Below are 20,097 nucleotides of genomic sequence, written 5' to 3'. Positions count from 1 at the left end.
CGTGGTTCGTGGGCGGCGGCCGGCCGCCGGTATCGGACTCTAGGCTACTCTCCCCGGCGCGGGTCCGATTCCTCGGCCGCGGACTCGCTGGCCGGGTTGGGGTCGACTGGGTTGGGGTCGGCCGCGCGGGGGCCGTCGGTGGTGGAGTCGGCGGAGGGGCTGTCGAAGATGGAGGCGGCGCGGAACTGCTGGCGCGGCAGGCGGGCGGTATGAGAATCGGGGTTGGGGCGCTCGCGGCCGTCGGCAATGGCGTCTACTTCGTCGCCGCCGAGGGCGCTGTGCTCGACTGGCCCGCGGGTTTCAGAGTAGGCCCGAGACGGCATCTGCAACGGCTCTTCCGGGCGCTGGATGACGGGACGCTCGAATTCGGGCGCGCCTGCGGCCGGCGTGCCGCCGACGGCCTCGACGATGGGCTGGGCGGGAATCTCGCGCGCTGGGTCCAATTCCTCAAGGCGCACCACGTGGGTGGCCGAGGAACGCGGTGGGAGGACGCGGGCGGCGTCGGCAAGCAGGGCGAGAGGCGGCAGCATCGCGTCCCATTCCGCGGAGCGCGCCTGCTTCGTGGTCTGCGCCAAGACCCACTCCGTTTCCATCCACAGTGCGGTAACGGTTTCGGGCATTTGTTGCAGGGCGACGTGGACGCGCTCATCCACCATGCGCTCGGTCACGGCGCTATCCGAGGAATACACATCGAAACCCTCGATGGTCATGGCCAACAGCAGGTCCTCGGAGGCCTTAGCGTCGTCGCGGTCGAAGCGACGGAAATCCACGACCATGTCGGAGGCCGCTCCGGTGCGCATGGCCATGACGTTGACGCCGTCGATATCCATCAACAGCATCTCGTGGCCGTACACATTGCCGGCGACAATGTCTTTGGGAGCCGCTCCCGTGGAGGCCACTCCCCTAGTCCATTCGTCTACGAGGTAAGGGTCGGCCTTCATGAATTCAAATCCCTTGGCTTCCGCCCAATTGCGGCGCTCGCGGCGCATGGTTCCTGGCAGGATCGGCCGGTGGCGTGCGTGTGGCTTGGAAGGCGCGGGGTGCTCGCTCGCGGACTCGTGGCTCGGCCGGTGCTCCGGTTCGCGGGTCGGTTCGTGCTCGGGGGCCGGCTCGGGTTCGTCGGTTGGCTCAGATTCTTGCTGGGCCGGGGTCTCGGTCACGGGCTCGGGTGTGGGTTCCGGCGCGGGAGCTGGCACAGCTGCTTCGGTGGCTGGGGTGGCCGAATCGGCAGGCTCGGCCGAGGCGACGCTTTCGGGCGCGGCATCGGTGGATGCGGAGTCCGTCGGAGTGGGATCTGCGGGGGCGGCGTCCGCGCGCTCGGTGTCCGCGGGAGTGGGATCCGCGGGGGTGGGAGTCGCGGAGCTGGGGTCTGCGTCGGCGGAGGGTGTAGGGGTGGAGGTGCGCTGTTTGCCGTCGTAAAGCAGCAGGGCACCGCCGGCAATGCCGAGAAGAACCGCAAAAGCAAGGATTAGAAAAGCCATCACCCCACGATAGTAGTAGGAATGAGCAAGCCCCCAGCGCTCGGCGCGCGGACGCGGAAGGCTGAGGGCGAAGGCGAGGGGGCGGGCTGGGGCGGTTAGCCGTTGACGGTGAAGCGGTCGCCGCGCTCCACCGGGTTTTGGGGGTTGGCGGACCACTGGGACCAGCCGCCGACATAGTGGCGCAGGCCGGTGAAGCCGGCGTCTTCCATGGCGGCAAGGGCGAGGGCGGAGTGGTTGCCGGAACCGGAGTAGATGATGGCGCCTTGGACGTTGTCGGGGGTGAGGCCGGCGTCGAAAAGCACTTCACGGATTTCGCCCGCGGACTTCCAGGTGCGCAGGCCATCGTTGTGGAACAGGCGCTCTGGCACGTTGACGGCGCCGGGAATGTGGCCGGCCTTGAGGTCGAGGTTCTCGCGGCGGCCGGCGAAGCGGTTGCGGGTGCGGGTATCGATGAGCAGGCCATCGTGATTGCGCACGTCATCGATGGTGGCCACGGGCATCTGGCCGGGGTTGACCTCGGCGGTGGCACCGACGGCGAAGTTGCCGGGGCCGGTCAGCGTGGTATAGCCCAGGTGGCGCCAATTGGCCAAGCCGCCGTCGAGGATGCGGACGTTGTCCAGGCCGGCCCAGCGCAAGGTCCACCAGGCGCGGCCGGCGAAAAGGCCACGGCCTTCGTCATAGACCACGACGGGGCGGTCCTCGCGGATTCCCCACTGGCGGAAGTGCTCCTGCAGCTTATCCGGATCCGGCAGCGGGTTGCGGCCTACCTGGGAGCCGGGCAGGCCGGCGAAGGAATTGGCGGTATCGCTAAACAGCGCCGTCGGGATGTGCAGGGAGGTGAATTCGTTGTAGCTCTGGCGCAGCTGCGGCTGCCAGTGGGTGGCCAAGAGGGTGAAACGCTCGCCGTGATAAATGGATTCGCGGAGTTCTTGTGGGGAGACCAAAATGCTCATGCCCCCGAGTCTAGGGGCATGAGCAGGATTTGGCGCGGCGGGCGCTGCGCGGCCGACTAGCGCGCGGCGATGTCTAGTTCGGCGCCGCCATCGGCGACGTCCACGTGGACGGTGTCGCCATCAACGATATCGCCGGCCAGTAGCTTCTTGGCGAGCTTGTCACCAATGGCCTGCTGGATGGTGCGGCGCAACGGGCGGGCGCCGTAGGCCGGGTCGTAGCCGCGCTCGGCGAGCCAGGACTTGGCGGAATCCGAGACCTGCAGGGTCAGGCGGCGGGCGTCGAGGCGCTCGGACAGGCCGCGCAGTTGGATGTCGACGATTCCGCGCAGGAGATCCTCCGACAGGGGCTCGAACATAACCACATCATCGAGGCGGTTGATGAATTCGGGCTTGAAGGCCTTCTTCACCGCGTCCATGGTCTCCTCGCGGGTGCCGCCGGCGCCCAGGTTGGAGGTCAGGATGATGACGGTATTGCGGAAGTCGACGGTGCGTCCTTGGCCGTCGGTAAGCCGGCCTTCATCCAGGACCTGCAGGAGGACGTCGAAGACGTCGGGGTGGGCCTTTTCTACCTCGTCGAAAAGCACGAGCGTGTAAGGGCGGCGGCGCACGGCCTCGGTGAGCTGGCCACCGGCCTCGTGGCCGACGTATCCCGGAGGGGCACCGACGAGGCGGGAAACGGAGTGCTTCTCGCCGTACTCGGACATATCGATGCGCACCATGGCGGATTCATCGTCGAAGAGGAAGTCCGCCAAGGCCTTCGCGAGCTCGGTCTTGCCCACACCGGTGGGGCCGAGGAAGAGGAAGGAACCGGTCGGGCGGTTGGGGTCGGCCACGCCCGCGCGGGAGCGGCGAACGGCGTCCGAAACCGCGGTGACGGCTTCCTTCTGGCCGACCACGCGGTTGCCCAGCACGGATTCCATGTTGAGCAGCTTCTCGGTCTCGCCCTGCAACATCTTGCCGGCCGGGATGCCGGTCCAGGCGGAAACGACCTCCGCGATGGTGTCCGGGCTTACCTCCTCATCGAGCATCGTATTGCGCTGCTCGGCGGCCTTGACCTCCGCGGCCGCGAGATCCTTTTCCAGCGGTGGAATCTTGCCGTAGTTGATCTCAGAGGCCAGTGCGAGGTCGCCGTCACGCTCGGCAATTTCGGCTTGGCGGCGCAGGTCATCGAGTTCTTCCTTGATGTTTTGGACATCATCGATGGCCTTCTTCTCGTTGGCCCAGCGGGCCTTGAGCTCGCCGAGCTTCTCGCGCTGGTCCGCGAGCTCGCCTTGCAGGGTAGCCAGGCGATCCTGGGAGGCGGCGTCAGATTCCTTCTTCAACGCCAGCTCTTCGATCTCCATGCGGCGAACGATGCGCTCAAGCTCGTCGATCTCCTGCGGGGAGGAGTCGATCTCCATGCGCAGGCGGGAGCCTGCTTCATCGACGAGGTCGATGGCCTTATCCGGCAGGAAGCGGTTGGTGATGTAGCGGTTGGATAGCTCGGCGGCCGATACCAGCGCGGAGTCCATGATGCGCACGCCGTGATGCACCTCGTAGCGTTCCTTCAGTCCACGCAGGATGCCGATGGTGTCTTCCACGGAAGGCTCGGCGGCGTAGACCTGCTGGAAGCGGCGCTCGAGGGCGGCGTCCTTTTCGATGTACTTGCGGTACTCGTCCAGGGTGGTGGCGCCCACCAAGCGCAGCTCGCCGCGGGCCAGCATGGGCTTGATCATGTTGCCGGCGTCCATGGAGCCGTCACCGGTAGCGCCGGCGCCGACGATGGTGTGCAGCTCATCGATGAAGGTGATGATCTCGCCCTCGGAGGATTTAATCTCATCGAGCACGGCCTTTAAGCGCTCCTCGAATTCACCGCGGTACTTAGCGCCAGCGACCATGGAGCCCAAGTCCAGGCTGATGAGGGTCTTTCCCTTGAGGGACTCGGGGACATCGCCAGCCACGATGCGGCGGGCCAAGCCTTCCACGATGGCGGTCTTGCCCACGCCGGGCTCGCCAATGAGCACCGGGTTATTCTTCGTGCGGCGGCTGAGCACCTGGACCACGCGGCGAATTTCCTGATCACGGCCGATGACCGGGTCGATCTTGCCTTCGCGGGCGCGAGCGGTGAGGTCAGTGGCGTACTTTTCCAAGGCCTGGAATTGGTCCTCCGGATTCTCGGAGGTTACCTTGGCAGCACCGCGCACGGAAGGGAAAGCGCCCTTGATGGCGTCATAAGTAGCACCGCGGCCGGTAAGCAGCTCGGCAGCATCGGTCTTGGAGCCGGCGATGGCAGCCAGCAGAACCTCGGTGGAAACGAATTCATCTCCAAGCTCGCCGGCCAGCTCCTGCGACTTCGTTAGGACGTTGAGGCCGTCGCGGTTAAATTGCGGGTTGGCCATATTGGCGCCCTCGGCCTTGGGATAAGAATCAACAAGCTCGCGGGCTTCCTTGAGCACAGTATCCGGATCTACGCCGGTGGCCTTAAGAACCGGAGCGGCGATTCCGCCGTCCTGGCTGAGGATTGCCGCCAGCAGGTGAGCCGGGCGGATATCCGGGTTTCCATTAGAAGAGGCGGTTTGCAGGGCGTCCTGCAGGGCCTCTTGTGTTTTAGTGGTGGGGTTAAATGAGTTCATGTGTGCGTTGCTCCTTCTAAGATCTATTCACCCACTGTAGGGCTTCACTTAGCACAACGCACCCAGAGTTGAGCCTATTCCACTCAACCTAAACATTTTTGAGCGTGGGCCGCTCAACTTTACACAGGGTTCTTAAACCTGCTTGTACTCTTCGTTTTCGTGACCCAGGATCTGCAAGCTATGGGCGATGGCGAAGAAGGATACGGTCACTACTTGGACAAAAAGCGCCCACTTGAGGTCCTCATTGAAGCTCTTGAAATCGCCAATGCTGCACAGGTGGGCAATGCCGTTGGCACCGGCCCACACTGCCAGGGTGCTGATATAGACCAGCTGGTCGGTAGGGGTAATGCCCATTTCGATGACAAACTTGCGCAACAGGTCCATCATGATGGCGAAGTTCTTGGTCATGCCCTCGTGCGAGCTGCCATCACCATTGTGCGGAACGATGGAACCGCTGGCCAGCGCGATAATGGAGCTGAAACGCTCTGGGTACATCATCGCGTAATTAAAATAGGCAGCCGCAACAATCTGCAGTTGGTCTACAGTGGGGGTGTCCTCCGGAAGCGCGGCGAGACAATCCTCGAAGACCTGAGCCATCTCCATGGTCGTAAGGGTTTCGGCCGCCTCGCGCAACGCGAAGTCATTGTCCACGATGGTGGCCAGGAAATCCTTGGAAGTTCCGAGCCTGTCGGCCACGTGATCAAAGAAGCGGCGGTCAACACCGCGGCGGCCGGCGACGCGCAAGGAAGCCTCGATGACGACCCGCTTGGCCTCCTCCGGATCCATCTGCTCGAGGTTTTCCGGAGCTACGAAAGGCTTTTCGCGCTCGCTGCCCATGACCCCTTCTACGATGGCACGGGCATCGTTCATGATGGGGCGACGCTGTGGGATCTGCTTATTCTTAAACCAATATTGCAGGGCATCGACTACGAGCCGATCGACCTGCTTGAGGTTGGCCGCGCGAATAACGGCATGTTGCAGGCGCAGGATACCTACCACGCTCAAGTGGCCCATGCCATGGATGACCGACCAACACGCCAAGGTAATGCGGCCGATTTGCAGGGGAGAGATGTCTCCGTCGTGGGCCACGACGGCACCTTGCTCTTCGGCAAAGCGCTTGACGACGTCCAGCGCCATGTCCGCACCCGGAGACCCCGACTTTTCCCCCTTGGCAAATTGGCAGACGTGCTCCTCATCGAGGGCATCGTAATGCTCAAAAAGATAGTGATAGATGGCGGGCTCGTCTTGTGCGTAGGCAAAATAAGCCTCTGCCAGCTGCATGAGAACATCGCCGCCGGAATTACCCTCCGGCAGGTGGCGCGCCGCTTCCACCATGTATTCAGACATGCGACGATCCAAGAAGGCGGGGATTTCCGCGAGCATGTCGGCACCGGTGGCGAATTCCTCAGCCACCGCCTGTGGCGAGAGACCAGCCTGGTCCGCCACAGATTCCACGGTAACGGCCCGCTCGCCTTCGCAGGCCGCTACATAAACAGCGGCTTCCAGGATGATCACCCGCCTGGAAGCCCCATCCAACTGGTACATTTAGTTCCTCATCAAGACAGAGATTGATACCCGCTGATTCTAACAAAATTTAAGGTACAGGGATAGTCCCAATCGAATACCCTTTTCGAGAAAGCCATTTCTCACCGATGCTAACGGTGGTAGTGCGGCCGATAGGCCAAGGTCACGGCCGCGGACATTCCCATCACACCCCACCGGCGAATTATTTTCTTAACTTTAGTGCGGCCAATCTCATAGTTTTTTAAGGCTGGCGGAGAGGGGGCGTCGGCAAGCGCGGCTATGCCTGCTTCTGCCCTACATGGCCGATGCCCTCTTGGAAGATAGTGCCGCGCGGCGGCATAAGGCGCATGGATTTGAAGGCAATATAGACGCCGATGGAAATCGCCAGGGAAATGGCGCCGAAGACGCCGGTGAATCCGTACATCACAGCCATAGGTGCGATGATGGTCCACGAGATTTCGAATGGACCGAAACCGATGTAGGCCATGCCGTATTCGGACAGCGTGCCGGACTTGAGCTTGGGGTCCACAATCTTGAGGATGGCGATGCCGGTCGCCACAGTGGCGGTGGCCCAGCCCCAACCAAAGATGCCGCGCTCAATCCAGCGCTCGCCAAAGAACTCGGCCGGGAACCACAGCAGGAAGAATACGCAGAAGATGGTGCCCAGGACGAAGAGCAGGAGGAGTGCCTGCCAGTAGGAGGCAATGGCGGCCGGGACGATGGCGGCCACACCAAAGGCAATGAGGTAGTCCGTGGCCGCGCCGGAGATGGAGGAAACGGAGTCCTTATCCAGGTAGTCCTCGGCGCCAACGAAGTTCATAAGTGCGCGGAAGATTAGGCCCACCACCATGGACATGGCAAAAAGCGGCACGGAGACATTCTCCCAGATGCTGCTCAAACCCTGGTTGATGCCGTAGGCGGTCATCACAGTCAGGATGATGAAGCCGAAGTGCAACGCGAGCGGCTCAATGGAGGAGGGGTTGGTGGTAGCGCGGCCGAGCGACGGGCGCTCATCGATGTTTTTGATGTAGCCGCGGCGCAGCTCTTCTGGTAGTTCCTTGGGCACGTGGGAGACCTTGCCCTTGCGGATGCCCCAGTTGCCGGCGACCACGCCGCCGATGATTGCGGCCAGCGTGCCGACGGTCGCGGAGGTAAAGCCCAGCGAGGAGGCGGCATCGGCGCCCACGCCCTCGAGCGCACCACCCACGGCCGCGGCGGTACCGAAGCCGCCGGTGAAGCCGACGGGCAGCATCATGCCGAACCAATTCGGGGTATCGAAAAGCGGCGCAAAGAGGAAAAGGCCCAACACGATGAACAGGCCCCACTGGCCGGTAAACATCATGGTGGAATAGCCCCACATATTGCGCGCGCCCTTGCCCATGTTTCCGCCCACTTCCATGGAGTAGGCCATAGACGCAAAGACCACCGCGATGAGGATGGAGGTGTAGTCACCCAAGTTATCGGAGAAGTTGATCCAGCCCAGCACGTTTGGACCTACCAGCAGGCCGATGAGGCCGGCGGTAATAGGGGCAGGCAGCAGCAGGTCCTGGAAGATGAACTTCACCTGGTGGCGCAGGACGTTGCCGATGACCATGAGCAAAGAAATCCAGCCCACATCCAGCATGAGCGTATAAGCGGAAAAATCTTCCATGGGGACCCTTTCTAGCTGTGCAATTATGGCGGCTTGCCCCCGTTAGAGGGCAGACGGATAGAAAATACAATACCTGCCACCAAGTGAGCCACAACATAGGATCCCATTTTCACCCCCGCTACAGCTTTCAGTAGGTAGCTCGACCCCCGGTTGGGCGCTGACTATTAGGATGGTCAAACATGTGGGAATTGGGCGAGCATTTTCGAAATTACGCAGACGAGTACCGCGATGCGGTGCACGAGCATTTCTTTAACGCGGTACCTGAATCCCGGCAGATTTTTGCGCTGTCCATGCGCGATACCCATACTTCGATGGTGCCTGCGCTGGCATGGGTGATTGAGCATACGGAGCCTGGGGAGCCCCTGCTTGCCGACGTCTCCGCAAAGCTCACCCAGCTCGCCCGCGATCACCGTCGGCATGGGTTTCCGGCCGAAATCTATTCCCGCTTCGATGATGCCCTCGTAGCAGGCCTGCGGGTTTTGGCGCTGACGCAGTATCAATACAACTTTGCCTGTGACGTCATCCACCAGGTATGTACCACGATGGCCGGCGCCGCACGGGAGTCCGACGCCGCCGGCGAGGCACCGGCGCACTCGGCGCAAGTGGTGGCGGTGGATCACCCCACCCGCGAGACGTCCATCATCCGCGTGGAGGCTGGCCTGGCTGTGCCCTATCAACCGGGGCAGCACTTTCCGGTGACCACGCAGTACTTGCCCGGGCAATGGCGGATGCTCACTCCTGCGCAGCCTAGCGACGGAACCGGCCAGCTGGTCTTTCACGTCTCCACCGCGGGCGAGGCTTCCCGGTCCCTCGCGCACGCGCAGCCAGGAGACTGGTGGACCCTGGGCCAGCCCGCCGGCGGCATTAGCCTGCAGAACGCGGGCGCAAGAGAACTGGTCATCATTGCCTATGGCACCGGCTGGGCCACGGCCCGCTGCGCGGCGCTCGCCACGCTGGACGATGAAGACCGCGGCCGAGTACCACGCCTCTTTGCCGTGGCGGGCAGCCCCGGCGCCCACTATGACACCTACTTCCAGCAGAACCTGGCAGCGCTCGGCGTGCCGGTGCGCCGCATCGTACGGGAAGAAAAAGACGCGTGGTTGCTCAATGCCCGCGAATTAGCCCCCGGCGCCGACTACGTAGTCTCCGGGGAACCGACCGATGTAGTAGTCAACGAGGTGGAGTTATCCACAGACACTCCCCCGCGCTTCCTACTCGTCGGGCCGGCCGAAGAGGTTGTGGAAGGTACGGAAAGGTTGGTTCAAAGGGGCGTCGGCAAGCAGCAGATCGACATCCTTAGCTGGGGCCGCGACGGGCGCTGGCAGCCGGAAGACTACGCGGCGCTGGCCTAGTCCGCAGTGACCACAACCGGCAGCGCGCGGCGGGTTTTCGCTACCTCATTCGGATCGATGTCGGCATAGAGGATGTCATCCTCGTAGCCGGCCTCGGCCATGCGCACGCCATTCGGATCAACGATGGTGGAATGGCCAATGCCCGTTGGTCCGGAAGGATTGCCCGCCTCTGCGTCACCGCCCGGACGCGATTGGCCCGCCGCGACGATATAGCTAGTGGAGTCCAAGGCACGCGCGGCCGTGAGCAGGCGCCACTGCTCCAGCTTTCCAGGGCCATCCGCCCAGCTCGTGGGTACTACAATGAGCTGCGCACCCTGGCTGGCCAGCTCCTTAAACTGCTCTGGGAAACGGATGTCATAGCAGGTGGCCACACCCACAATAAGGTCATCCACGTCGAAGGCTACGAGCGATTCGCCGGCCAAGACCGTATCCGATTCGCGGTAGTCAAAGGCATCATAGGTGTGGATCTTGTCGTAGCCGCCCAGCACGCCAGGGCCTGCAATGAGCGCCGTATTGGTCACGCGATTAATGGTCTTGCCGTCGCGCTCCACGGTATCGGCTGGGCAGAACATGCCGGCCACGACGGTGACCTCGAGCTCCTCTGCGAGTGCTTGGATCGCCGTGGCGAACGGGCCTTCGAGCGTCTGCGCCTGCTCATCAAGGCGCCCGGAGCGGAAATTCTGCGCCGTGGCCTCCGGCAGCACGATTAACCGCGCCCCGTTTCCGGCCGCCTCACGGATCTTGGCGAGGGCCAATTCCTGGTTTTCGGTGACATTACCGGTGGACGTTAACTGCACTGCTGCTACCTTCATGCCTCCCAAAATAATGAAGCATGGCGGAGTTATCCACAGGCTGCGTCTGTACCCCTAGCGCGGCGTTGTATGGTCCTTCAGGCTTAGGGGCATGAGTTATGTAGAAATTCCCACGCACCTGCCCGATTACGTCCGCTCCCTCATGGCGCGCCCTTCGCTGCCACCGCCGACGGCCGCGCTCGATACTGCCTGCCGCACCGCGGCCGCACTAGAGCGAGCCCGTGCCACCTGGTTCAGCGCCGTAGCCGCAACGGAGGACGCCACGGCCGAGCAATTGCGCTCCATTGAGGCCTTCCTCAACACTGCCGCCGGGGTGGATTCCCACCTGGGCCAGGCATTGGGAGATGCGCGATGACCCTATCCGTGGCTTTAAGACATGGCGCCAGTACGTTGCATAGCGAACGCGCTGAACTGCGCTTTCGATTTTTAGATGCTCACCATGATTGGCGTAGCCTATCGCTGGGAGGCCCCGCTGGTGACGCCGCCCGCTCCAGTTTGGCAGGCTACACCGACTGGCTGGCCCAGCCGCTGCACCAGATGGAGCAGGTTGCCACCACCCTTGAGCGCCACGCGGACCTGCAGGCCCGCCGCGAGGAACTTGAGGACCGCATCATTGCATTTCTGGGACAAGTAGATGAGCGCAGCGGGGTAGCTGCCAGCACGGCTGGGCTGTTGTTGAATCAGGTGCGGGCGCTGGGCGATTCCCTCGACTGGCTGTGCTCTCAAGAAATCGATGCCTTATGTACGCCAGCCGGGGTGGTGCCGCCCGTCCGCTTGGAAGATTTCTCCGATCTTCCAGTAGGTACCATCCACGAGATTAATCTTGCCCACGCCAGCGAGCACGTATCTCAACTAGCCGCGCAGAACCCAGATATGCGGGTGCTAGAAACTAGTGAAGGACGGCTCGTAGCCATGGTGGACCCCGGCGGCTTTCGGACTACGCCGGCATCGCTTACCACCTTCGTGGAAGGAGTTCACTCCTCCGATCCAGAAACCTGGCAGCGCGCGGTGGACCGCGGTCGCAATCTTGCTAAGGCCAGCGGCGGGCCGGCGGTGGTGTGGTTAGGCTACCAGGCGCCATCCTCCCTGCCCCGTGCGGTTCACGCCACCCCCGCGCGCACTGCCAGTCAAGAACTCGCCCGGTTTCAGCGCTCGCTCGGTAGACGCTATCCGCAGGCCAAGCGCACCGTAGTGGGATATTCCTATGGTTCTGTCGTCACCGGGCACGCCGCAAAGCAAGAAAGGATTGCTGAGGACGTAGTGCTCGTCGGCAGTCCCGGCACGGGCGCTGGCCACGCCTCAGAACTGCATGGCCGCATCTGGGCGGCCACAAATGCCAACGACCCCATCGCTATTACGACGGGGCCTAACGGCGGCATCCATGGCCCCGATCCCACCATTGATGCCTTTGGCGCCACTCCCCTTCCCGGCGCGGATGGCCTCCCTGGCGATCATGGCTCCTATTGGGAGGACCCGCGGTTCTTGCGTGGCCTAGGCCAAGTGGCGCGCGCGAACTAGTCCGAAGGGAACGGCCTTTAGAAGAGGCCAGCCGGCTGGTCCGAATAGGAGACCAACATATTCTTAGTCTCCTGGTAGTGGCCCAGCATCATCAAGTGGTTCTCACGGCCAAGGCCAGATTCCTTGTAGCCGCCAAAGGCGCTGTGCGCTGGGTAGTCGTGGTAGTGATTGACCCACACGCGGCCGGCCTGGATATCGCGGCCTGCGCGGTAGCAGATGTTTTGGCTGCGCGACCACACGCCGGCCCCAAGGCCGAAGTTGGTGGCGTTAGCGATTGCGATCGCCTCGTCATAGTCCTTGAACGTAGCTACGGAGAGCACCGGGCCGAAGATCTCTTCCTGGAAGATGCGCATGTCGTTATTTCCCTTAAACACGGTGGGCTCGATGTAGTAGCCCTTTTCCAGGCCTTCCACTTTGTTCACGTGGCCGCCCACAAGAGTCTCCGCACCTTCTTGCGGACCAATCTCCAAGTACTGCTTGATCTTGTCCATCTGCTCCTGGGAGGCCTGCGCGCCCATCATGGTCTCCGTATCGAGCGGGTGACCAATCTTAATCTTCTTGACGCGCTCAACGGCCAGTTCCAAGAACTTATCTGCAATCTCTTCGTGCACCAGCGCGCGAGATGGGCACGTGCAGACCTCGCCTTGGTTAAGGGCAAACATGACAAAGCCCTCCACGCACTTTTCCAAGTAGGAATCGTCTTCATCCATGATGTCTTTAAAGAAGATGGACGGAGATTTACCACCCAGCTCCAAAGTGACGGGGATGACCTTGTCAGCGGCAGCCTTGTTGATGATCTTTCCCACCGGGGTAGAGCCGGTGAAGGCAATTTTGGCAATGCGGTCAGAACCGGATAGTGCCGCACCGGCTTCATCACCTAGGCCATTGACGATATTGAGCACGCCATCAGGAAGAAGATCACCGATGATATCGATGAGCAACAGGATGGATGCTGGGGTTTGCTCAGCCGGCTTCATGACAATGCAGTTTCCAGCAGCCAGCGCTGGCGCAATCTTCCAGGCGGCCATGAGCAACGGGAAATTCCACGGGATGATCTGGCCTACGACGCCGAGCGGCTCATGGTAGTGATAGGCCACGGTATCCTGGTTGAGCTGGGACAGGCGGCCCTCCTGGGCGCGGATGGCGCCAGCAAAGTAGCGGAAGTGATCCACGGCCAGCGGAATATCAGCGGCCAGAGTTTCGCGTACGGCCTTGCCATTCTCCCAGGTTTCCGCGACCGCAATCTTGTCCAGGTTTTCCTCGATGCGGTCCGCAATGCGATGCAGGAGCAACGCACGCTCGGCCGGGGTGGTTTTGCCGAAAGTGTCGAAGGCTTTTTCCGCGGCATCGATAGCCAAGTTGATATCGGCTTCTTTGCCGCGAGCTACCTGGCAAAATACCTCGCCATTGACCGGACTGATGTTGTCCATGTATTCACCATCGACGGGCGCCACCCATTGGCCGCCGATGTAGTTGTCATAGCGTTCGCGGTAGTCAACGATGGAACCTTCGGTTCCGGGGACTGCATACAGGGTCATGGTGCGTGTCCTTTCCTGGAGAAAATTACAGGCGGTGGTGTTGTGACGCACTATTCCTTCTTGCTGTGTTGTACGTCACCTGCCTGCTAGTCATCCTAACCCTAAACTTTGCAATGCGCACTGATTACGGTTACCCCCCTTTGCAAAAATTCACATGCCACCGCGAGTACGCGAGTAGAAGAAAACCCCGCAGCCAGCGGGGAAGCTGGCTGCGGGGTTGGGTGTACTCGTCTGCAGAGCGAGAGTTAGTCTTCGCCGTATCCACGGCCGCGGGAGCGTTTACGTTCGCGCGCGGTGCGCGGGCTCCACATCACCACGGAGGTGGACCGTGGGACATGGACAAGCTCACCGCTGCGCTGCGGGCGGCGTCCAGCGGCCTGCTCGCGCAGGGCTCGGACCTCTTCAGCTAAAGCGTCGCGCTCGGCCTCGAGTTGATCGCGTTCCTCGGTCAACTCGATGATGGACTTGATGCCGGCAAGGTTGACGCCATCGTCTTGGGACAGCGCCTGAATCTTGCGCAGCAGCTCGATGTCCCGGTCGGAGTAGCGGCGGCCACCGCCACGAGTGCGGGCCGGGGAGACCAAGCCCATGCGGTCATAGGTGCGCAGGGTTTGGGCGTGCATTCCGGAGAGTTCCGCAGCTACGGAGATGACGTAGACCGCGGTGCCGGAATCTTCTGCCTTTCCAGTGCTCATTTTTTAACACACCTCCTGCCTTAAGCATTCTCGGCGCCGGCCCAACCCGCACGTGGGTTGAAACCGGAGTCCTTTTCCGCTTGAGCATAGGTGCGCAGGGCGCTGGAGGCGGCGGCATCGAGCTTGGTGGGCACGGTGACCTGCACGGTAACCAGCAGATCACCGGAGTTTCCACCGCGCTTGGCGATGCCCCTTCCGCGCACCCGCAGCGTGCGTCCATCCGGCGTTCCAGCGGGGATCTTCACACGCACCGGGTTATCCAAAGTAGGAACCGCGATGGTATCGCCCAAGGCCAGCTCCGTGAAGGACACCGGAACGGTGACATGGAGGTCATCGCCCTCGCGAGTAAAGACCTTGTCCGGCTTTACAGTCACCGCCACGAAGAGGTCACCGGCGGGAGTGCCGTTGGGACCTGCTTCGCCCTGGCCGGCGAGGCGGACCTTTTGTCCATCGATGACGCCGGCGGGGATACGCACGGTGATATTGCGGGTGCGGTGAACCGTGCCGGTGCCGTGGCAATCCTTGCACGGATCCGTGATGCGGCGGCCGGTGCCATCGCAGTCCTTACACGGAGCAGAGAAACCGAAGGCGCCGCGGTTTTCCGAAGTAAAACCGGTACCGCTGCAGGTGCCACAGGTAGAGGTCTTGCCGGAAGCGGAACCCGATCCGTGGCACGTGGTGCACGGCGCGTTGCCGCTGAGTGCCAGGGGAATGGTAGTTCCCTTAGCGGCCTCGCGGAAGTCGAGGGTTATTTCCGTTTCGACGTCGGCCCCCCGCGACGGTTTAGCTGAGTGGCCAGCACTACCGCCGCGGTTGAAAACGCTACCGAAGATATCCCCAACACCGCCGCCTTGAGCCGATCCTCCAGCGGATCCTCCGAAGAGGTCCGAGAGGTCGAATTCTTGCGCACCTTGTCCACCCATGCGCGTGGATCGAAACCCGCCGGGAAATCCGGCGCCTCCCATCCGTCCAAAGCCGCCTCCATTGCGGAGCATGGCCTTGAACTGGTCGTATTCCTTGCGCTCGGCGGCGTCGGAAAGCACGTCGTAGGCTTCCGCAACCTTCTTGAACCGTTCCGCTGCCGCGGGGTCGTCCGGGTGGGTATCGGGGTGATTTTCGCGTGCTAGCTTGCGGTAAGCACGCTTAATCTCGTTCTGGTCTGCGGACGAGGAGACCCCCAGATCCGCATAGTAATCTTTGTCTGCCCATTCGGGTTTAGCGCTCACTGGGCATCTCCTCCTTTCAAAGAGAATCGATACAAGTTAAGTAAAAGGGCGCCGCGGGAAGGTCACTAGTCAATTCCCAGGGCGCCCTTTATGTTATTTACTCGGAGTCTTCCGAGCTGCCGGACTCATCGCTGGGGTCCGCGATGATGACCATGGCATTGCGCACGAGCCTGTCGCCTACGCGGTAGCCCTTGCGCAGCACGGTGCCAAGCACCTGCTCATCGCCGGAGGACAAGTCCTGCACGGCTTCGTGGACCTCAGGATCGAAGGCATCGCCTTCCTCACCAAAGGCAGCGAGGTCGTGCTTTTCCAGCGTGCTGTGGAGCTTATCCGCAAACGCCTTGAGCGGGCCTTCCAAGTCGCCGTGTTCACGAGCCAGTTCCAGGTCATCAAGGACAGGCAGCATATCTGCGATGACCTTGGCCTTGGCGGTCTCGATTACGGTTTGGCGGTCGCGCTCGGTGCGGCGGCGGTAGTTGGTGTATTCCGCATTGAGACGCTGCAGGTCTTCTGTGCGTTCTGCCAACTGTGCTTCTACATCGCTAGCACCGGAACCAACGGGCTCTTCGCCCGCGGCCTCGGCCTCTACCTCATCGGCGTTGACATCTGCCAGCGCTTCTTCAAGGTCAGCATCGAGGGTGGGATCCAGCTCGGCTTCTTCGGTGGCGTCAGCCTGCGCTTCCTGCGCGGCCTGGGCCTCCTCGGCCTGCTCGGCAGCAGCCTCAGCGCGGTCAGCCGAGGTAGCCTCCGGATCCGTGTTTTCCGGGTCGCCTGGGTTGTGCGGCATTCCGCTGTCCTGAGTCATTACTTGTTGCCATCCTTGTTCTCGTCCTCGTCAACGACCTCAGCGTCGACGACGTTCGGGTCACCCTGCGCAGCGCCTGCATCGGCAGCGCCCTCAGCGCCGGCCTCAGCAGCCTGTGCCTCGTAGATCTGCTTGCCCATCTCCTGGGATTCGGTGGACAGCTTCTCCACTGCGGACTTGATGGCCTCGAGGTCATCGCCCTTCAGAGCCTCATCAACGGCGTCAGCAGCCTCGGTGACCTTGGTCTTAACATCCTCGGATACCTTGTCTGCGTTGTCATCCAAGAACTTGCGGGTTTGGTAGGAGGTGGACTCTGCGTTATTGCGCAGCTCCTGCTCCTCGCGGCGCTTCTTGTCCTCTTCGGCGTGCTGCTCAGCATCCTTGACCATGCGGTCGATTTCTTCCTGGGACAGGCCGGAACCATCCTGAATCTTGATGGTGTTTTCCTTGCCGGTGCCCTTGTCCTTTGCGGTCACGTGGACGATGCCGTTGGCATCGATATCGAAGGTGACCTCAATCTGCGGAACACCGCGCGGTGCCGGAGCAATACCGCCGAGCTCGAAGGAGCCGAGCAGCTTATTAGCAGTAGCCATCTCGCGCTCGCCCTGGAAGACCTGAATCTGTACGGAAGGCTGGTTGTCTTCCGCGGTGGTGAAGGTCTCGGACTTCTTGGTCGGGATGGTGGTGTTGCGCTCGATGAGCTTGGTCATCACGCCACCCTTGGTCTCAATGCCGAGGGACAGCGGGGTGACGTCGAGAAGCAGCACGTCCTTAACCTCGCCGCGCAGCACGCCTGCCTGCAGGGCAGCGCCGACTGCAACAACCTCGTCCGGGTTGACGCCCTTGTTGGCATCCTTGCCGGTCAGTTCCTTAACCAGGTCAGATACGGCCGGCATACGGGTGGAGCCACCAACGAGAACAACGTGGTCGATATCGCCGACAGAAAGGTCAGCGTCCTTGATGACCTGGTTGAACGGAGCCTTGGTGCGGTCCAGCAGATCCTGGGTGATCTTCTGGAACTCGGTGCGGGTCAGGGTCTCATCCAAGAACAGCGGGTTCTTATCGGAGTCGACGGTGATGTACGGCAGGTTGATGTTGGCCTGCTGGGAGGAGGACAGCTCAATCTTGGCCTTCTCTGCAGCCTCGCGCAGACGCTGTACGGCGCGCTTATCCTTGGTCAGGTCAACGCCCTGGGAGGTCTTGAAGCGGTCTACCAGCCAGTCGACGATGCGCTGATCCCAGTCATCGCCACCCAGCTCGTTATCGCCGGCGGTGGCCATAACCTCGACGACGCCATCGCCGATTTCCAGCAAGGAGACGTCGAAGGTGCCGCCACCCAGGTCAAATACTAGGATGGTCTGCTCCTGCTCGCCCTTTTCCAGGCCATAAGCCAAAGCAGCTGCGGTTGGCTCGTTAACGATACGGAGCACGTTCAGGCCTGCAATCTGGCCAGCTTCCTTGGTGGCCTGGCGCTGTGCGTCCTCGAAGTATGCAGGAACGGTAATAACGGCGTCAGTAACATCCTCACCGAGGTAAGCCTCTGCGTCGCGCTTCAGCTTCATCAGCGTGCGAGCGGAAATCTCCTGGGAGGTGTAATCCTTATCATCAATGTTGATCTTCCAGTCGGTGCCGATGTGGCGCTTGACGGAGCGAATGGTGCGGTCAACATTGGTTACCGCCTGGTTCTTAGCGGACTGGCCGACCAGGATTTCGCCGTTCTTTGCAAAAGCAACGACGGAAGGCGTGGTGCGGGAGCCCTCGGAGTTAGCGATAACGGTGGACTCGCCACCTTCCAGTACGGAAACGACAGAGTTCGTCGTACCCAGGTCAATACCTACTGCGCGTCCCATGATTTCTTCTCCTTTTATCTTGGGGTAATTAATAAAGTTGACTGTCAGTGACTCAACTTCTCGTTGCGTCCGAGCGCTACTGTAACAGAACTTCTACGCCCGGTCACACAACCTTGAGTCCGTGTCACTCAATCTCTACAACAGGTAGCCTATAAAAGTTATTCCCCGCGACTCAACTTTACTTGTAAAACTTTTCTTTATGCAGCTCAGCGCCGCTCTTGTCGACGCCCACCCCCTACCCTCCACACAATCACCCCCTTCACCCAACACTGCCCCATACCCAAACGGAGATCCTTAAATAACCCTAAGAGGATCCAAAAGTCACCTCAGAAAGGATCCAAAAGAGGATTGGCAGCCCGCCCCCGCTACCGCATACTAGGAATTACAGCAGTTAAGAGCTGCTACCCCAGAGAGAGATTGTAGTTTTACTCCGCCGATCCGAAAGGAATGTATATGTTCGATACCCTCGCAGACCTCAGCTCCGCCATCGACTTCGAGGCACTCATCAAGGGCATCAAGGGCCTCATCGAGGCTTCCTCCGAGTCCAACACCGACTCCGAGGGCCTGTCCTCCGTATTCGAGGGCCTGTCCTCCAAGGATGACGCAGAGGCTGCTGCAGAAGCTAAGTAATTAGCCTTCTGTACTCCTTCATGAAGACCAGCTAAACCCCCTCACCTTCTTCCTCCGCTCGGAACCCACCACAAGGAACCGCGCACGAAGGTGCGGGGGTTTCGCTGTTTTCAATCGCTGTTTCACGTTCGCTGTACCTACACTAGGGAGATAAACCCCATTGAGCCTTAGCATCCAGGAAGCGTGGACCGCACCGTGTCGAAACCTTCACAGCCGCCCCTTCACCAACGCATCCGCGCGGCCATGACCCTGCAGCGAACTGCCGCTTTAACTGCGGTAATTTGCGTGGCGCTGACATTACTTGGCGCATTCCTCACCTCCACGGAGTTTCAATTATCCGCAGCAATCCTGGGGCTAATCCTTACAGTGATTACCACCTCCGCCTATCGCTGGCCCTTGGGAATGGCCGCCGCGTTCGTAATCACCTGGATTATCGCGGCCACCCTAACCAGAACCCCTTTAATCAGCTCTGTATTTTTGGCCCCCGTCTTTCTTGCTGTTGTGGCCTATCACGGAAAGCACGGTCGTACAGTCGCAATTGGTTTTATTCTGTGGTTCTGTGGCCTCGTCGATCCCGTAACACTTAAGTTAAGTTTGCATCTTGCCCCAGCGCTCACATGGGGAATGCTAATTGGAGTTGGTGGCGTAATTGGAGCTATTTTTGCTCATTCAGCAGATCGCTATAGGTCCGCCATGGTGGAGTGGAACGATGACGTGAAGCGCCGCCAATCCGACCTCGCCGAAACCTTGCACAATTCGGTTGTTTCTAACCTAACGGTAAACACCATGCAGCTAGAGGCCCTGAGCCTTGAATATTCCAAGCATCCAGAGCTAGCGAAGAGGCTCGATGAGCTGAGCGATTCCATGCGCTCTTCCATGTCGGAAGTACGGGCACTGACCAAGGTCCTGCGAAATAATATCGATGGGATTAACGACGGCATGAGTTTTGGTTCAACCACGAAGCCAACAAGCTTTGCCCAGCTCATTTCAGAGGAAGAGGAACGCCTTTCCCGCCTCAATCGATCACCCATCGTTGAGGTCAAAGGCGAGGAGTTTGCTCCAGAATTTCCTCAAGAAATTCTGGAGCCCATTGCAGCCATCACCACAGAAGCGTGCCTAAATGCAGTGAAGTATTCCCCGCCAGGGGCGGAGATCGTAATTTCCGTTCGACCCCATATGGGCTGGACGGTCATCACCATCACTAATCCCGTGGCTAAACCAACAAGCAAGAAAACCGAAATGTCCTCCGGCATTGGCATGTCCTCCATGAATCGGATTGCAGCCACGATGGACGCGCGATTGGACACGGATTTGGAGTCTGGAAAATGGGAGTTGAATCTATTTCTGCCGCCCAGCGCCCATAAACGACGTTAGTTCCACCACGTTGTATAGCAAAGGCTTAATTCTTACACTAAGCTTTCGCTTGTTTCTGCCTATTCAAACTTTCACA

The 20,097-nt window shown here is 60.8% G+C and carries 16 protein-coding genes; 5 read left to right on the top strand and 11 right to left on the bottom strand.

The genetic code is table 11. The features are described from left to right. Positions 1–44: 44 nt before the first annotated feature. From RAE09_RS08125 to RAE09_RS08105, 5 genes are all read right to left on the bottom strand, one after another. Positions 45–1,481 carry a type III secretion system chaperone family protein gene (locus tag RAE09_RS08125; RefSeq protein ID WP_316981434.1) on the bottom strand — a complete coding sequence of 479 codons (1,437 nt, stop codon included), beginning with the start codon at positions 1,479–1,481 and terminating at the stop codon, positions 45–47. Between the two features lie 95 nt (positions 1,482–1,576). Beyond that, positions 1,577–2,434 carry a sulfurtransferase gene (locus RAE09_RS08120; protein WP_200435568.1) on the bottom strand — a complete coding sequence of 286 codons (858 nt, stop codon included), beginning with the start codon at positions 2,432–2,434 and terminating at the stop codon, positions 1,577–1,579. Between the two features lie 56 nt (positions 2,435–2,490). Continuing rightward, positions 2,491–5,046 carry an ATP-dependent chaperone ClpB gene (gene clpB / locus RAE09_RS08115; RefSeq protein WP_316981433.1) on the bottom strand — a complete coding sequence of 852 codons (2,556 nt, stop codon included), beginning with the start codon at positions 5,044–5,046 and terminating at the stop codon, positions 2,491–2,493. 132 nt (positions 5,047–5,178) lie between these two features. Further along, the gene (locus tag RAE09_RS08110; protein ID WP_316981432.1) at positions 5,179–6,591 is read right to left on the bottom strand and encodes a TetR/AcrR family transcriptional regulator; all 1,413 of its coding nucleotides are present in this window, start codon (positions 6,589–6,591) and stop codon (positions 5,179–5,181) included. Positions 6,592–6,847: 256 nt separating this feature from the next. Further along, entirely contained in the window at positions 6,848–8,221 is a 1,374-nt protein-coding gene (locus tag RAE09_RS08105; RefSeq protein WP_316981431.1) for a sodium/glutamate symporter, read from the bottom strand. A 179-nt stretch (positions 8,222–8,400) separates the two neighbouring features. Between RAE09_RS08105 and RAE09_RS08100 the strand changes: the two genes are divergently transcribed. Then, entirely contained in the window at positions 8,401–9,573 is a 1,173-nt protein-coding gene (locus RAE09_RS08100; RefSeq protein ID WP_316981430.1) for a 2-polyprenylphenol hydroxylase, read from the top strand. Here RAE09_RS08100 and RAE09_RS08095 read toward each other — a convergent pair. After that, on the bottom strand, positions 9,570–10,385 hold the full coding sequence (locus RAE09_RS08095) for a carbon-nitrogen hydrolase family protein (protein WP_316981429.1): 816 nt from the start codon (positions 10,383–10,385) through the stop codon (positions 9,570–9,572). The genes RAE09_RS08100 and RAE09_RS08095 overlap by 4 nt on opposite strands. A 91-nt stretch (positions 10,386–10,476) precedes the next feature. Here RAE09_RS08095 and RAE09_RS08090 point away from each other — a divergent pair, with 91 nt between their 5' ends. Together RAE09_RS08090 and RAE09_RS08085 are read left to right on the top strand one after the other, a co-directional pair. After that, complete coding sequence (locus tag RAE09_RS08090; protein ID WP_316981428.1) at positions 10,477–10,740, top strand: hypothetical protein; 264 nt, start codon at positions 10,477–10,479, stop codon at positions 10,738–10,740. An 8-nt stretch (positions 10,741–10,748) separates the two neighbouring features. Then, positions 10,749–11,903, top strand: a complete 1,155-nt coding sequence (locus tag RAE09_RS08085) for an alpha/beta hydrolase (protein WP_316981427.1) — start codon at positions 10,749–10,751, stop codon at positions 11,901–11,903. A gap of 17 nt (positions 11,904–11,920) precedes the next feature. Here RAE09_RS08085 and exaC read toward each other — a convergent pair whose 3' ends face one another. The 5 genes from exaC to dnaK all read right to left on the bottom strand — a co-directional run bounded on the left by exaC (position 11,921) and on the right by dnaK (position 18,017). After that, positions 11,921–13,441: an acetaldehyde dehydrogenase ExaC gene (gene exaC, locus RAE09_RS08080; protein WP_316981426.1), complete on the bottom strand. Its 1,521-nt coding sequence runs from the start codon at positions 13,439–13,441 to the stop codon at positions 11,921–11,923. Between the two features lie 245 nt (positions 13,442–13,686). Continuing rightward, positions 13,687–14,136, bottom strand: coding sequence for a heat shock protein transcriptional repressor HspR (locus tag RAE09_RS08075; RefSeq protein WP_200435575.1), 450 nt, complete (start codon positions 14,134–14,136; stop codon positions 13,687–13,689). 20 nt (positions 14,137–14,156) lie between these two features. Continuing rightward, complete coding sequence (dnaJ, locus tag RAE09_RS08070; protein WP_200435576.1) at positions 14,157–15,362, bottom strand: molecular chaperone DnaJ; 1,206 nt, start codon at positions 15,360–15,362, stop codon at positions 14,157–14,159. A gap of 97 nt (positions 15,363–15,459) precedes the next feature. Further along, positions 15,460–16,167: a nucleotide exchange factor GrpE gene (gene grpE / locus RAE09_RS08065; RefSeq protein WP_200435577.1), complete on the bottom strand. Its 708-nt coding sequence runs from the start codon at positions 16,165–16,167 to the stop codon at positions 15,460–15,462. Continuing rightward, complete coding sequence (gene dnaK / locus RAE09_RS08060) at positions 16,167–18,017, bottom strand: molecular chaperone DnaK (RefSeq protein WP_005325523.1); 1,851 nt, start codon at positions 18,015–18,017, stop codon at positions 16,167–16,169. The genes grpE and dnaK overlap by 1 nt, the downstream gene beginning before the upstream one ends. A gap of 453 nt (positions 18,018–18,470) precedes the next feature. Between dnaK and RAE09_RS08055 the strand changes: the two genes are divergently transcribed. Together RAE09_RS08055 and RAE09_RS08050 are read left to right on the top strand one after the other, a co-directional pair. Beyond that, on the top strand, positions 18,471–18,647 hold the full coding sequence (locus tag RAE09_RS08055; protein ID WP_179387052.1) for a hypothetical protein: 177 nt from the start codon (positions 18,471–18,473) through the stop codon (positions 18,645–18,647). Positions 18,648–18,830: 183 nt separating this feature from the next. Continuing rightward, positions 18,831–20,021 (top strand): sensor histidine kinase, encoded by a 1,191-nt coding sequence (locus RAE09_RS08050; RefSeq protein WP_316981425.1) that lies wholly within the window; start codon positions 18,831–18,833, stop codon positions 20,019–20,021. Positions 20,022–20,097 lie beyond the last annotated feature (76 nt).

Source organism: Corynebacterium tuberculostearicum, from assembly GCF_032821615.1.
GTDB lineage: Bacteria > Actinomycetota > Actinomycetes > Mycobacteriales > Mycobacteriaceae > Corynebacterium > Corynebacterium tuberculostearicum_H.
The sequence above is the reverse complement of the archived record's forward strand: the minus strand, read 5'-3'. Positions and strand labels throughout refer to the sequence as shown.